Consider the following 14041-nt stretch of genomic DNA (forward strand, 5'->3'; position numbering starts at 1 on the left):
GCTTCTAGACGATATAACGACAGCTTAAACTATAAAAAAAGGGACATGTTACATGTCCCTTTTTTTATAAATTACCTTTCTGCAAACCCTGCACCATAAATTATTTTAGGCTGGTTACTTGTGCTTTCACGTATTCCATCAACGAAATGATGTCTTTACGTTGAGGCTGGATCACTAAAATCTTTTGAAAATCACTCAGCGCACTGTTAAATAACGTCACGCAAGCGGTTTTCTCTGCTTTCTTTTTGATCTTATAAGACTTAAAAATTGCATAGTCTTTGTAAGCAATACCCCTGTTTTGCAACAACTGCGCATCTTCTTCACCATTTAGCTCTATAGCTTTAGAAAAATCTTTAATGGCCGACAAATAAAAATTGTCGCGCATTTGATTTAAAGATTCTTTAGGATCATTTGCAATGTTTTGTCTGGCTTTACCACGATAGTAATAAGCCGAATAGTCAGTAGGTTTTAACGAAATAAGTTTAGTGTAGGTAGAAATTGCATTGTCGTAGTCTCCACATTGGTAGTAAGAATAACCTAACATCTTTAAAACGTTTGTGTTGTTAGGACTTTTTACCCCTGCTTTTTCCAGTTGCTTAACTGCAGACTTGAAATCGCCTTTCATCATGGCTTGCATCCCTAATTTGTCATATCCACTTTGAGCAAAAACCGCTGTAACAGTCGTAAACATGAATAAAAGCAAAATCACTTGTTTGGAATAGTTCATCAAAATTTTTATTAAAAAAATAAAGTTATAAATAAAGATAGACTTTAGGCAACTATTGTACCATTTAAGAATTAAATCTAAAACGCTTAATAATTGGAATTATGATTTTAGATAAAAAAATATTGTCCACCTGCCTTTTTAACATTAAAAAAAGGTTTGGCACAAGAGTTGAATTTAAGTGGTAGAAACTATATTTTTTGTCCAAACAGCGATATACTGTCAACTTGTCGCATTCACATATAATAAAAAAGATTTTTAATGAATATAAAAGATCAACTAGATTTTGGAAATGCACTACCCATTATAAACGAAGACACAGAATTTTTTCCTTTGATGACTACTCAGGACGAAGAGGAAATGGACAAGGAGGAAACACCAGATATACTGGCCATTCTACCTTTAAGGAATACCGTGCTTTTTCCTGGCGTGGTAATTCCAATTACTGTTGGGCGTGATAAATCAATTAAACTTATCAAAGAAGCCTATAAAGCCGACCGTATTATTGGTGTGGCTTCACAAAGTGATGCCAGCATTGAAGATCCTACTTTCGACGAATTAAATAAAGTAGGTACTGTAGCACACATTATCAAGATGCTACAAATGCCTGATGGTAATACCACCGTTATTATACAGGGTAAACAACGTTTTCGCTTATTAGAAGAAGTGCAGAATGAACCTTATATAAAGGTGACCATCGAAAAGTTTGAAGAAACTAAAGAAAAGCCTGATAAAGAGTTTAAAGCCTTAATCGCCTCCATCCGTGAAATGTCTTCACAGATTATCCAGTTATCACCGAACATTCCGAGTGAAGCTGGTATTGCCTTGAAAAATATTGAAAGCACTTCGTTTTTAGTCAACTTCATCTCTTCTAATATGAATGCAGATGTTACTGACAAGCAAAAGATGTTAGAGATGACAGGTTTGCGTGAACGTGCCGAAATGGTGATGGAATTGCTGACCCTTGAGCTGCAAATGCTGGAATTAAAAAACCAAATCCAATCAAAAGTACGTGTAGACTTAGATAAACAGCAGCGTGATTATTTTCTAAATCAACAGTTAAAAACCATTCAGGAAGAATTGGGTGGTAACTCTACTGATTTAGAATACGAGGCCTTGCAGGCCAGAGCCAAGAAAAAGAAATGGTCTGTACAGGTTAAAGATCATTTTAACAAAGAACTGGAGAAAATGGGTAGAATGAACCCGGCAGCGCCAGATTATTCTATCCAGATCAATTACCTTGAATTGTTGCTAGACCTACCCTGGAACGAATTTACTAAAGATAACTTCGATCTTAAGCGTGCACAAAAAGTATTGGATAAAGATCACTTTGGTTTAGAAAAAGTAAAACAGCGTATTATTGAATACCTGGCCGTATTGAAACTTAAACGTGACATGAAGGCCCCAATTATTTGCCTGGTAGGCCCTCCGGGAGTAGGTAAAACTTCGCTTGGAAAATCAATTGCCAAAGCGTTGAACCGTAAATATGTAAGGATGGCCCTGGGCGGAATTAGAGATGAAGCCGAAATCCGTGGTCACCGTAAAACTTATATCGGTGCTATGCCCGGTCGTATTATCCAGTCCATTAAAAAGGCTGGTGCAGCGAACCCGGTATTCGTATTAGATGAAATCGATAAAGTAGGTTCTGACCAACGTGGCGATCCTTCATCAGCCTTGCTGGAAGTATTAGACCCGGAACAAAACAGTGCTTTTAATGACCATTATATTGAAACCGATTACGATTTATCGAACGTATTGTTCATTGCAACAGCCAACTCTTTAAACACCATTCAACCGGCCTTATTAGACCGTATGGAAATTATTGAGGTCAACGGTTACACCATTGAAGAGAAGATTGAGATTGCAAAAAAATACTTATTACCAAAGCAAAAAGAGCAACACGGCATCAATACCAAAGACATTAGCCTGAAAGCTAACCTGATTGAAAAGGTAATTGAAGACTATACCCGGGAGTCGGGTGTACGTGGTTTAGAAAAGAAAATTGGTTCCCTGGTTCGTGGTGTAGCCACAAAAATTGCCATGGAGGAAGCTTATGAGCCTAATTTAAGCCTGGCTGACGTAGAAAAAATCCTTGGCGCACCAATTTACGACAAAGACCTTTACGAGGGCAATGAAGTAGCCGGTGTGGTAACAGGTTTAGCCTGGACATCCGTAGGTGGCGACATTCTGTTTATTGAAGCCAGTTTGAGTCCGGGTAAAGGGAAGTTAACCTTGACCGGTAATTTAGGTGACGTGATGAAAGAATCTGCTGTTATTGCGCTTGCTTACCTGCGTGCACATGCACACCTGTTCGACATCAAATATGAACTATTTGACCAATGGGATATCCATGTCCATGTACCGGCAGGTGCAACGCCAAAAGATGGTCCTTCGGCAGGTATAACCATGCTGACTGCTTTAACTTCTGCCTTTACACAACGCAAAGTGAAATCTAACCTGGCCATGACTGGTGAGATTACCTTACGTGGAAAAGTGTTACCAGTAGGTGGCATTAAGGAAAAAATCCTGGCAGCAAAAAGAGCCAATATAAAGGACATCATTTTATGTGCATCCAACAAAAAAGACATCTTGGAGATTAAAGAAAGTTATATTAAAGATCTTAATTTCCATTATGTAAAAGAGATGAATGAAGTAATTGATGCGGCTTTAACGAAAGACAAAGTTAAAAACCCCCAGGATTTAACCGTTAAATTAAAACCTGCATTAAACTAAATTGATTTAATAAATAAATATATTTAAGCCCTGATCATTTGTTCGGGGCTTTTTTATTTAATATACATTTGATGAAATCCATAAAATACGCGCTCTTTTCTTTATTCATATTCGCCTTGTCCACTGTGCAGGCCCAGACATTTAAAAATGAATTTGGTTTTAGCAGCGACAATGATGCCTACCTGTTTGTTGGCCAGGACCGTTATTATAGCAACGGCTTGTTTATCAATTTCAGGCATGCGCTGGACCAGCAGCAGCTTAGCGAAAAACTGGAAAAGAAAACCTACGGAATTTCAGTAGGGCAACAAATGTTTAATCCGCGTTCAGGTTATGCACCTAATCCCCTTACCCACGATCGGCCATTTGCAGGTTATCTTTTTGCTGAAGGCGTAATGAGCTGGTTCCACAAAGATGAGCAAAGCTGGAAAGCTGGTATACAGGTGGGTACCGTCGGGCCCTCCTCTTTGGGACAAAAAGGTCAGGAACTTTTACACAGTGTTGTAGGATTTTATGATCCTGAAGGCTGGGAATACCAGATTAAAGATGAACTTGCAGTTAATGTATCGGCACAATATACCAGGTTACTGCAACGTGCGGCTAACCAACGGACAGACTTTACTTTTGAAGGGTATGCAAGAGCCGGAACTACCTTTAGCGGTGCCGGAGCAGGCTTGCTGTTCAGGGCCGGAAAAATTAACCAGTTATTTAATACTGCTTATTATCATGCGGCGATGGAGAATAATGCCAGCACCAGAAAATTAGTCGACAAAGAAGTGTTCTTCTATGCTAAACCACAAATCAATGTAGTAGCCTACGACGCGACCATACAAGGAAGTATGTTTAACAACGACAGTCCTATTACCTTTGATGCTAAACCAGTTGTGTTTGCGCAACAAGTAGGCTTTAATTACAGTTCCAGTCGTTTCACGGCCGACTTTGGATTATTGTTCAAAACTAAGGAAGTAAAAAGTGCTGCAAGAGCACACCAGTACGGCACCATCAGCTTGTTTTATCGCTTTAACTAAATTATCATCAGCCTCAATGCTCCCATTGGGGCTTTTTTCTATTCTCTTTTTTTTCTGCCTGATTTTGTTTGCCAGCTAGCCTTTTTCGTTTTGCCGACTTAGGCGTTTTCGTTGGTTTCCTCACCTTAGCTACATGCAATGCCGACTTTAACAAGGCTACCGCTTTAACTAAACAATGCTCCTTATTCAATAGCTGGCTCCGGTCTTCCTGCGATACAATATGCAGCGACCCTTCCTGATCTATTCTATTAGCCAGCCGCTGTTCAATCAGCGCTTTCTCTACATCATTTAAAAAAGGAGCCTCCCTGATATTTATGATGAGCTCTACCTTGCTGGAAACCTTATTCACGTGCTGCCCCCCGCTGCCGCCACTTCTGGAAGTTTTAAATTGTGCGATCTTCATGATGTCTTCTTTTACAGGTACCATGCGCTAAAAATAAGAATTTGAAATAGAAAATATTAACTTTGCCGGCATATGAGAAAAAACCTGGTTATTGCAATTGATGGCTATTCATCATGCGGAAAAAGTACATTGGCCAAGGCCTTAGCCAAAAAATTAGGTTTTATATATATAGATAGCGGAGCGATGTACCGCGCTGTAACGCTTTTTTTTATCAGAAACCAGGTAAACATCAATGAGCCCGAAGCGGTGAAAGATGCATTACAACATATAGAACTTAACTTTCATTCCAGAGATTATGAAAGTCACATTACCCTAAACGGGGAGGAAGTTTCTGAAGAAATCAGAAAAATGCCTGTTTCCGAGAATGTAAGCGAAGTAGCGGCCGATAAATTAGTCCGCCACGAAATGGTGCGCCAGCAACAGCGCATGGGCAAATCAAAAAACATAGTAATGGACGGCCGAGATATTGGCACCACAGTTTTCGCCGATGCACAGGTGAAATTGTTCATGACCGCCGATCCGAAGATCAGGGCTGAAAGAAGATTCAACGAAATGCAAAGTAAAGGCGATACGGAAACTACGCTGGAAGAGGTTTTTGAAAACCTTGCCCACCGCGATTACGCAGACACGACACGTAAGGAGAGTCCGCTGGTACGTGCCGATGATGCCATCATCCTCGATAATACGGCCATCACCCCACAAGAGCAGCTCGACTTCGCCATGCAAAAGGTACAGCCTTTTTTACCGCAGTAATACCACCAAAGCAAATCTAGATTTGCTTTTTTCGTTTTCAAGCATTTTTTCTTTAGCGGTTTCACCATCATTGAAACTTTATGCCTAAATTCATGGTTAGTAGAACTTTGTGAATAGCCTGCATATACCCTTGATCGTCTGAAACATACACAAGAACATATGAAAACGAAATTAGCGGCATTTTTTATAGTCTTCACTACCCTCCTTTATGCTTGTGGCGGCGACAACAAGAACACCCAGATGGGACCAGGCGGCGATGCCGGAGCCGTAAAAACTTATAAAGTCTTAACCTTACAGCCTAGAGATGCGACCTTGAATACCGATTATCCGGCAAGCATTCAGGGGCAGCAAAACATTGAGATCCGCCCCAGAGTAGACGGTTATGTCGAAAAGATCTATGTGGATGAAGGTACCGTTGTAAAAAGAGGCCAGCTTTTGTTTCGCATCAATGCCCCTCAGTATGAACAGGAAGTACGTACCGCTGCTGCAAGTATAAAAAGTGCAGAGGCCGAGGTTAGTGCCTCCAGGCTAGCGGTGGAAAAAGTAAAACCATTAGTCGAAAAAGATATTGTGAGTAAGTATGAGCTTGAATCTGCACAGTTCACTTACCAGGCCAGCTTGGCCAGCCTGGCTCAGGCACGTGCAGCCCTAGCCAATGCCAGAACCAACCTTGGTTACACCACCGTTACTAGTCCGGTAAACGGAGTAGTGGGCTCCATCCCCTTTCGTTTGGGAAGTCTGGTAAGTGGCACCACTACTGAACCCTTAACTACCGTATCCAGTATTGGCAATGTATACGCCTATTTCGCCATTAATGAGAAAATCCTGCTCAGCTTTAACAAAGAAGTGGCGGGTAAAAACTTTGCCCAAAAACTAGCTTCCCTTCCCCCGGTGCAGCTTTTATTATCTGATGGCAGCCTTTACGACAGAAAAGGAAAAATAGAAACTGTTAACGGTTTAATTAACACGGAAACCGGATCGGCAAATGCCCGCGCCACTTTCCCCAACCCCAACGGACTGATCAGGAGTGGAAGCTCCGCCATTGTGAGAATCCCTAATGATGTAAAGTCTGCGATACTGATTCCCCAAAGTGCCACTTATGAGGTGCAGGATAAACGTTTTGCGGTAACCGTGGGTGCTGACAATAAAGCGAAGTCGACCGCCATTAACATATTGCCCAACGCTGCAGGATTATTTTTTGTGGTCGACAAAGGGCTCAAAGCAGGCGATAAAGTGGTGCTGGAAGGGGTGGCAACCCTCAAAGATGGCACTACCATTAAACCTGTGGGTGTAGATGCAAATAGCGTATATGCAGATTTAAAATAAACATCATGTTTAAAAGATTTATTCAACGCCCGATACTTTCTACAGTCATCTCTGTGATCATCGTATTGCTGGGAATTTTAGGACTAATCGCACTACCCATTGCCCAATATCCTGATATCGCACCCCCTACGGTGCAGGTATCCGCCAGTTACACCGGTGCCAATGCCGATGTGGTGTTAAAAAGTGTGGTGGTGCCCCTGGAAGAACAGATCAACGGGGTGGAAAACATGACCTACATGACCTCCTCCTCTACCAATGAAGGTACGGCCAGCATCAGTATCTTTTTTAAAGTGGGTACTAACCCCGATCTGGCCGCGGTAAACGTGCAGAACCGTGTATCTAGGGCCACCAGTCTGCTGCCTCAGGAGGTTACACGTGCCGGGGTAACGGTAACCAAAAGCCAGTCCAGTAACTTATTGATCTTCTCTCTTTATAGCGACAACCCCGCATACGACCAAACCTTTTTGCAGAACTACGCCAAGATTAACCTGGTGCCTCAAATACAAAGGGTAACCGGTGTGGGTGAAGCACGGGTATTCGGCTCACGTGACTACTCGTTACGCATCTGGCTTAAACCCGACGTGATGTCGCAATATGGCCTCATTCCAAACGACATTACCACTGCCCTGAGCGAACAAAACATAGAAGCCGCACCTGGTAAGTTTGGTGAAAATGGTAACCAGAGTTTCCAGTACGTCATCAAATATAAAGGACGTTTAAGTACGGTTACAGAATTTGAAGACATCATTGTCAAATCTCAAGGCAACGGACAGGTGTTGCGCCTTAAAGATGTGGCACGGGTGGAACTTGGTGCCTTAAGTTATAGTTCCATTACTGAAACCAATGGAAAACCCTCTGTGGGTATGGCCATCAGCCAGACTCCGGGTTCCAATGCGCGTGATGTCATCAATGATTCTAAAGAGATCATCAATGCTGCAGCAAAAGATTTCCCGAAAGGCATTTCCTATACCACGCTGGTGGACGTGAATGAAAACCTCGATGCTTCTATCGAAAAGGTAATACACACGCTGATTGAAGCCTTCGTTTTGGTATTTATTGTGGTATTTATATTCCTGCAAGATTTCCGGTCAACCCTTATCCCGGCCATCGCCGTTCCCGTGGCTATCGTTGGAACATTTTTTTTCCTCAACCTCTTCGGTTTTACCATTAACCTGCTTACCCTATTCGCCCTGGTGTTAGCCATTGGTATTGTAGTGGATGATGCCATTGTGGTGGTCGAAGCTGTGCACGCCAAGCTGGATAGTGGTTACACTTCTGCCCGAAAAGCTACCATCCATGCCATGAATGAAATATCGGGTGCCATTATTTCCATTACACTGGTCATGGCTGCCGTATTTATTCCCGTTACTTTTATTACCGGCTCTACAGGTGTGTTCTACAAACAATTTGGAATTACCCTGGCCGTAGCCATCATCTTATCCGCCGTTAACGCTTTAACTTTAAGTCCGGCATTATGCGCACTTTTCCTAAAGCCCCATCAGGATGATGAAAAACACAAAGGCTTCGTGCAACGCTTTTATACGGCATTTAACGTGGGCTTCGAGCGGGTTACCCAAAAGTATAAACGTACCGTACAGTTTTTTTCCATCAGACAATGGATGATCGGTCTGGCCATACTGCTGGCCAGTTTCAGCCTGTACTACCTCATGCGCACCACTCCTTCTACTTTTGTGCCGGCCGAAGACCAGGGTGCCATTTTCGCCAACATCAATCTGCCCCCCTCGGCATCTATGGAGCGTACTATGGAGCTCACTACATTTGTCGATAGCCTGGCACATGCCATTCCCGAAGTACAAAACACCCTCCGTATTGTAGGTTTAAACTTTATGGCAGGCGCCGGTAGTTCTTATAGTATTGTCATCATTAAACTAAAAACCTGGAGTGAACGCGACCGGAGTGTAAACGATGTGATCGGCGAACTTTTTAAAAAAACCAGTGGCATCCGCGATGCAAGTGTGTACTTTATTGCACCGCCCACGTTACAGGGTTTCGGGCAAAGTGGAGGTTTTGAATTCCAATTGCAGGATAAAGGTGGCCACACCATGAACCAGCTGTACCAGGTGAACAATAATTTCCTGGCAGAACTAGCCAAACGACCTGAAATACAATATGCCACCACCTCTTTTAATCCTAATTTCCCACAATACCTTTTAGAGGTGAACATCGAGAAGGTAAAAGAAGCAGGTTTAATGGTTAACGATGTGCTCACTACATTACAAGGCTATTATGGTGGGTTATATGCCTCCAATTTTAATAAATTCGGCAAGCAATACCGGGTTATGGTACAGGCAGATGCCCAATACCGCGCCAACCTGGAAGGCATGAGCAAAATATTTGTCCGCAATGCCAATGGCACTATGGCCCCGATAACCAGTTTCGTAACCTTAACCCGCGTATATGGTCCGGAGTCCATTTCCCGCTTTAACCTCTTCAGTTCCATTGCTGTCAGTGGTGCGCCAAACCCCGGCTACAGCACCGGCGACGCTATTGTGGCCATTCAGGATGTAGCTGCAGCGCACCTGCCGCCAGGTTACGGTTACGATTTCTCAGGCCTTACACGGGAGGAGCTGGCCTCTGGCAGCCAAACCATCTTCATTTTTGTATTGTGTCTTGTTTTTGTTTACTTCCTACTCAGTGCGCAGTACGAAAGTTATATCCTGCCTTTTGCCGTTATTCTTTCCCTGCCTTTCGGTTTGGCAGGCGCCTACTTGTTCTCCGTTATTTTCAATTTAAACAGCAATATATATTTACAGATTTCGCTGATCATGCTGATCGGCCTCCTTGCTAAAAACGGAATTTTAATTGTTGAGTTTGCATTAGACAGAAGAAGAAACGGCATGCCTGTGGTGCAGGCCGCCATTGAAGGGGCTATTGCCAGGTTTCGGCCAATTCTGATGACCTCCTTTGCTTTTATCTTCGGTATTATGCCCTTAATGTTTTCCTCAGGTGCCGGTGCAGTGGGTAACCGATCCATAGGCTCGGGCGCCGTAGGTGGTATGTTAATCGGTACCATCCTCGGGGTGTTTGTCATCCCCATTTTATTTATTTTTTTCCAGAACCTGCAGGAAAAAATCAGCGGCCCACCCAGAAAGGACTATGATGACGAGGAATAGTGAACCATTAGCCCCATAAACATGAAATACCCTCATATGAAGCAGTTTATAGCCTTTTCCATCCTGGTGCTTACACTCAGCGCTTGTGGCGTGACCAAAAAATATACACCACCTGCCATAAAAACTGATAGCCTGTACCGTGAAAATAGTGCTGCTGATACCACAATTATGGCCAATTTACCCTGGCAGGAACTTTTTTCAGATCCACTATTAAAAGACCTGATCCAGGAAGGACTGCAACAGAACCTCGATTTAAAAAATGCGATACAAAATATTGTGCAGGCACAGGCCACCCTGCGCCAGGCGCGACTTGCTTTTTTGCCCGACCTGACCGCCAGTGCCAATGCCGGCAGAAACAAAACATCGGAAGCAGGACTCAACTTTCCGCCAGGAATTAACATCAATACGCTGACCAACAGCTTTCAGCTACAGCTAAATACCACCTGGGAAGCCGATATTTGGGGTAAATTGAGCAGCTCAAAACGTGCAGCTTTAGCCGATTACCTGCAAACAGACGCTGCCAAAAGAGCTATACAAACGCGCCTCATCGCTGATATTGCCAACAGCTATTATACCCTGATCGCTTACGATCAGCAGCTGGCCATTACCGAGCTGACTTTAAAGAAAAGAATCGAGAATGTGGAAACCCTGCGAGCCCTGAAGGAAGGTGCCGTGGTGAATGGGGCCGCAGTGGTGCAAAGCGAAGCCAACCGTTATGCGGCCGAGGTATCTATTCCCGACTTAAAACAGGACATCAGGATCATGGAAAATACCTTGAGTATATTGCTGGCAAGGCCCCCGGGACCAATTAACCGGAATAAACTGACCGATCAGCAACCTGTTACTGATTTGCAACTGGGTATACCTGCACAATTACTGGCTAACCGGCCAGATGTGCAGGCCGCTGAGCTTGCGTTCAGGAGTGCTTTTGAAAACACCAATGTAGCCCGGGCAATGTTTTACCCCAGCCTGACGCTAAGTGCAACCGGTGGTTTTTCAAACCTGGAACTGAAAAACTTCTTTGATCATGCAATTTTTTACAACCTCCTGGGCGGATTGACACAACCGATTTTCGCCAGGGGAACTAACCGCGCCAACCTAACCAGGGCAGAGTCGCAACAAATCCAGGCCTTAAATAACTTCCAACAAAGCCTGTTAACTGCTGGTCAGGAAGTATCCAATGCCTTATATGCTTACCAGATGGCTACAGAAAAGGAGTCTTCGCGCGTAAAACAGGTGGCTGCCTTAGAAAAGGCTGTAGAATTTACAGAAGAATTGCTGCGATACAGCTCCGCCACCAATTACACAGACGTACTCACTTCTGAACAAAGTTTACTTGCAGCGCAATTAAGTGGCGTAAACGACAGGTTACAAAAGCTACAGGCCATTGTAAACTTGTACCAGGCATTAGGCGGGGGCTGGAAATAGTTATTCTTCCATTAAGGCCAATACCGCACCCGCGGGATCCTGAATCACAATGTATTTAGATTTCCCCATAATGGCCGGGCCTACCAGCACTTTGCCGCCTTTTTCGAGGCATTTATTTTTACAGGCTTCTACATCTTCCACCATCACATAATTCAGCCACTGCGCCGGGAAACCGGCCAGGCTTCCTATGTTGTGGCAAATTCCGGCTACCACCTCCCCGTTTTTACTCACTACATTATAATCGTTGTGGCTTCCCTGGGATACCGGTGTGGTGGTCCAGCCCACCACTTCGCTATAAAAGTCTTTAATTTCTTCCGCGTTTTCAACCGTCAGGTCTTGCCAAAGTATTTTTCCGATGGTGCTCATAATGTTTTTATTTGAAGTTACAAAACTTGGGGTAAAAGCATAAATATAACTCAGAAAGTACAGATTAATATTAGTGTAAACTTATTTCAGGAATAAAACATTTTGGTCACATTAATTTTTATGTATAAGGGCCTTAGAAGGGGGTTAGAAGGGCCTTTGAAGGGCCTTTCATCGGCTACAGCCCTTCTAACCCCCTTCTAACGGCGACTTAACACCCGCTTACCGGTCATGTACCTGAGAATCCTTGTTTGGTTTTATTACAATTGCTGCTCAATTGCAAACCACGTTACGCAATTATTCAAAAAGCTCTTGTTCATCGGTATAATAGGTTTTTCGTGAACCCGTCTTTTCCATCAGCACCGGCGCACCTGTGGGACTTTCCTTAATCTTAGCCCCATGAATCTTCAGGAAATCACGGATTTCTCCACTAATGATATCAGGATGTGATTTTATCAATTGCTTTTCAGCGTCTTGGAGCACGGTTTTCACCGCTTTACTCAGGTCTTTTATTTTATCCTTTGGAATTTGATCGGCTTTAGAAAATGGTGATATCCGCGCATGCCATAGAATCTCATCCGCATAAGCATTACCAATCCCCCTGATGATATGTTGGTCGAGTAATAGATTTTTAATGGCAGTTTTCTTTGAGCTCAATAGTTCTTCAAAAAACTTGGTGTCTACGGCTAAGGCATCCGGGGCGTCGGATGGTTCAGGATCAAGGGTGGCATTGGCCATTTTACGGAAATCGGTAAGCGACAGCATCGTGCCATCACTAAAAGCTACAGAAAGGATGGTATGTTTAGTCGGCTCAGTTCCCAACACCAGCTCTCCGTTCAACATGAGGTGAAGCTGCAACACATGATCGTTGTCGAAAACGAAATGTAAAGTTTTACCTTCCCGTTTAACGGTCTTTAACGTATGGCCAACAATGGCTTTTGCTAAGGTGGCCTGAGGCACATTAAGCTTGGCTGGTACAGGAGCATCGATTTCTTTCACCTTTAAACCCGAGAGTTTCTGGTGCAGGTTGCGACTGAAGAGCTGTAAATCTGGAAGTTCTGGCATAAGGTCAAATTTTAAAAGAAGGAACAGTTGGGCCGTTTAAAAGTTCAGGCCAGATTATATTATCTTTGCCATTATGACCATTGAAGAATTAGAAGCCTATTTTGAGGGAATTGATTTGCCGGAATCGGTGAAACTGAATGAAGCAACCATTATTGTTGACCTACCGAAATTTATTAAAAGCCATATCATTACTGTAAAAGCCCATGGGCACATTAGGGCTTACCAGAGTTTCTACGACAGGCTGGTCCAATTAAAGGATATTCTGGAAGCACAACATGCAACTCCGGCGGCGGACTAGAGTTCGATTTGACTAAACCACTTTTTATATAACTGGTGGTATACCCCATTTTCTTTCAGCATCATCAAGGTATCGTTAATGCGGTGTCGCAATGTCGTATCGCCTTTTTTCATGGCAATACCATATTGAGAATGGGTATTGGGCAGGAAAAGCCCAATTTCCAGGGCGGGATACTTTTTGATAAAAGCACCAGCAATGGGTGAATCATCAATGAGCACATCAATTTTTTTATGAAGCAAGAGTTTATACAGGTCCACATTACGGTCGGCATGCACCACCTCGTGACTAGGGAATTTTTCCATGATAAACTTTTCGGCTTCGGTAGCTGTACGGATGCCAATAACCTTTTGGTCTAAACTGCCCATGGTGTGAAATGAATTTTCACGATTGACTACCGCGCACAGGCGAAATTGCAGGTAAGGGATACTAAATTCGAGAATATGCTGGCGGGAGGTGGTCATAGTGACGGCAGAACAGATCATGTCGAGCTGCCCTTTATACAGTCGCTCAAGAATATTTTTCCACAAGGAAGTTTCATATTGCAGCTCCAAATCTAAGTGAGCAGCAATATGTTTCATTAAATCCACTTCAAAACCTTCGAAAAGGTCGGAATGAAAATCCGTATGCATAGGGAATGGCGCAGCGGAATCCAGTCCGATTTTAAGTATCTCTTTCATGTAAGGTCGCTATGAGTATATATTAAATGTCAAAATGCTCGTTTAGACAGCTAGCAGGATATACACCAACACCTTTTATATTTGGTTTAAAGATAAAGGAACAAATCTGGAA

The 14041-nt window shown here is 43.2% G+C and carries 12 protein-coding genes; 7 read left to right on the forward strand and 5 right to left on the reverse strand.

Going from position 1 to position 14041, the window contains the following annotated elements:
- Positions 1-100: 100 nt before the first annotated feature.
- Complete coding sequence (locus tag IWX76_RS06110; RefSeq protein WP_196858964.1) at positions 101-727, reverse strand: tetratricopeptide repeat protein; 627 nt, start codon at positions 725-727, stop codon at positions 101-103.
- 258 nt (positions 728-985) lie between these two features.
- On the opposite strand from IWX76_RS06110, the gene lon reads away from it, so the two are divergent.
- Positions 986-3457: an endopeptidase La gene (gene lon, locus IWX76_RS06115; RefSeq protein ID WP_196858965.1), complete on the forward strand. Its 2472-nt coding sequence runs from the start codon at positions 986-988 to the stop codon at positions 3455-3457.
- A 71-nt stretch (positions 3458-3528) separates the two neighbouring features.
- Positions 3529-4482 carry a lipid A deacylase LpxR family protein gene (locus IWX76_RS06120; protein ID WP_196858966.1) on the forward strand — a complete coding sequence of 318 codons (954 nt, stop codon included), beginning with the start codon at positions 3529-3531 and terminating at the stop codon, positions 4480-4482.
- 13 nt (positions 4483-4495) lie between these two features.
- Here IWX76_RS06120 and arfB read toward each other — a convergent pair whose 3' ends face one another.
- Positions 4496-4885: an alternative ribosome rescue aminoacyl-tRNA hydrolase ArfB gene (arfB, locus tag IWX76_RS06125; protein WP_334641326.1), complete on the reverse strand. Its 390-nt coding sequence runs from the start codon at positions 4883-4885 to the stop codon at positions 4496-4498.
- A gap of 72 nt (positions 4886-4957) precedes the next feature.
- Here arfB and cmk point away from each other — a divergent pair, with 72 nt between their 5' ends.
- From cmk to IWX76_RS06145, 4 genes are all read left to right on the forward strand, one after another.
- Positions 4958-5638, forward strand: a complete 681-nt coding sequence (gene cmk, locus IWX76_RS06130; protein ID WP_196858968.1) for a (d)CMP kinase — start codon at positions 4958-4960, stop codon at positions 5636-5638.
- 159 nt (positions 5639-5797) lie between these two features.
- The gene (locus IWX76_RS06135; RefSeq protein WP_196858969.1) at positions 5798-6964 is read left to right on the forward strand and encodes an efflux RND transporter periplasmic adaptor subunit; all 1167 of its coding nucleotides are present in this window, start codon (positions 5798-5800) and stop codon (positions 6962-6964) included.
- A gap of 5 nt (positions 6965-6969) precedes the next feature.
- A complete protein-coding gene (locus IWX76_RS06140) occupies positions 6970-10098 on the forward strand; it encodes an efflux RND transporter permease subunit (RefSeq protein ID WP_196858970.1) in 3129 nt (1042 codons plus the stop codon).
- A gap of 21 nt (positions 10099-10119) precedes the next feature.
- Positions 10120-11526: an efflux transporter outer membrane subunit gene (locus IWX76_RS06145; RefSeq protein WP_196858971.1), complete on the forward strand. Its 1407-nt coding sequence runs from the start codon at positions 10120-10122 to the stop codon at positions 11524-11526.
- On the opposite strand, the gene IWX76_RS06150 is transcribed toward IWX76_RS06145, so the two are convergent.
- The gene (locus IWX76_RS06150) at positions 11527-11892 is read right to left on the reverse strand and encodes a VOC family protein (RefSeq protein ID WP_196858972.1); all 366 of its coding nucleotides are present in this window, start codon (positions 11890-11892) and stop codon (positions 11527-11529) included.
- A 294-nt stretch (positions 11893-12186) separates the two neighbouring features.
- Positions 12187-12954 (reverse strand): DNA-formamidopyrimidine glycosylase family protein, encoded by a 768-nt coding sequence (locus IWX76_RS06155; protein WP_196858973.1) that lies wholly within the window; start codon positions 12952-12954, stop codon positions 12187-12189.
- 73 nt (positions 12955-13027) lie between these two features.
- Here IWX76_RS06155 and IWX76_RS06160 point away from each other — a divergent pair, with 73 nt between their 5' ends.
- A complete protein-coding gene (locus tag IWX76_RS06160) occupies positions 13028-13252 on the forward strand; it encodes a DUF6965 family protein (RefSeq protein WP_196858974.1) in 225 nt (74 codons plus the stop codon).
- On the opposite strand, the gene IWX76_RS06165 is transcribed toward IWX76_RS06160, so the two are convergent.
- Positions 13249-13929, reverse strand: a complete 681-nt coding sequence (locus IWX76_RS06165) for a substrate-binding periplasmic protein (protein WP_196858975.1) — start codon at positions 13927-13929, stop codon at positions 13249-13251. The two genes, IWX76_RS06160 and IWX76_RS06165, sit on opposite strands and share 4 nt — an antisense overlap.
- Between the last annotated feature and the right edge of the window lie 112 nt (positions 13930-14041).

It is taken from the genome of Pedobacter sp. CAN_A7, from assembly GCF_015752175.1.
Lineage (GTDB): Bacteria > Bacteroidota > Bacteroidia > Sphingobacteriales > Sphingobacteriaceae > Pedobacter.

Coding starts and splice junctions, on each gene's coding strand:
- IWX76_RS06140 (WP_196858970.1), top strand. CDS start 6,970: ATGTTTAAAAGATTTATTCAACGCCCGATACTTTCTACAGTCATCTCT.
- arfB (WP_334641326.1), bottom strand. CDS start 4,885: ATGAAGATCGCACAATTTAAAACTTCCAGAAGTGGCGGCAGCGGGGGG.
- IWX76_RS06135 (WP_196858969.1), top strand. CDS start 5,798: ATGAAAACGAAATTAGCGGCATTTTTTATAGTCTTCACTACCCTCCTT.
- cmk (WP_196858968.1), top strand. CDS start 4,958: ATGAGAAAAAACCTGGTTATTGCAATTGATGGCTATTCATCATGCGGA.
- IWX76_RS06145 (WP_196858971.1), top strand. CDS start 10,120: ATGAAATACCCTCATATGAAGCAGTTTATAGCCTTTTCCATCCTGGTG.
- lon (WP_196858965.1), top strand. CDS start 986: ATGAATATAAAAGATCAACTAGATTTTGGAAATGCACTACCCATTATA.
- IWX76_RS06110 (WP_196858964.1), bottom strand. CDS start 727: ATGAACTATTCCAAACAAGTGATTTTGCTTTTATTCATGTTTACGACT.
- IWX76_RS06165 (WP_196858975.1), bottom strand. CDS start 13,929: ATGAAAGAGATACTTAAAATCGGACTGGATTCCGCTGCGCCATTCCCT.
- IWX76_RS06150 (WP_196858972.1), bottom strand. CDS start 11,892: ATGAGCACCATCGGAAAAATACTTTGGCAAGACCTGACGGTTGAAAAC.
- IWX76_RS06155 (WP_196858973.1), bottom strand. CDS start 12,954: ATGCCAGAACTTCCAGATTTACAGCTCTTCAGTCGCAACCTGCACCAG.
- IWX76_RS06160 (WP_196858974.1), top strand. CDS start 13,028: ATGACCATTGAAGAATTAGAAGCCTATTTTGAGGGAATTGATTTGCCG.
- IWX76_RS06120 (WP_196858966.1), top strand. CDS start 3,529: ATGAAATCCATAAAATACGCGCTCTTTTCTTTATTCATATTCGCCTTG.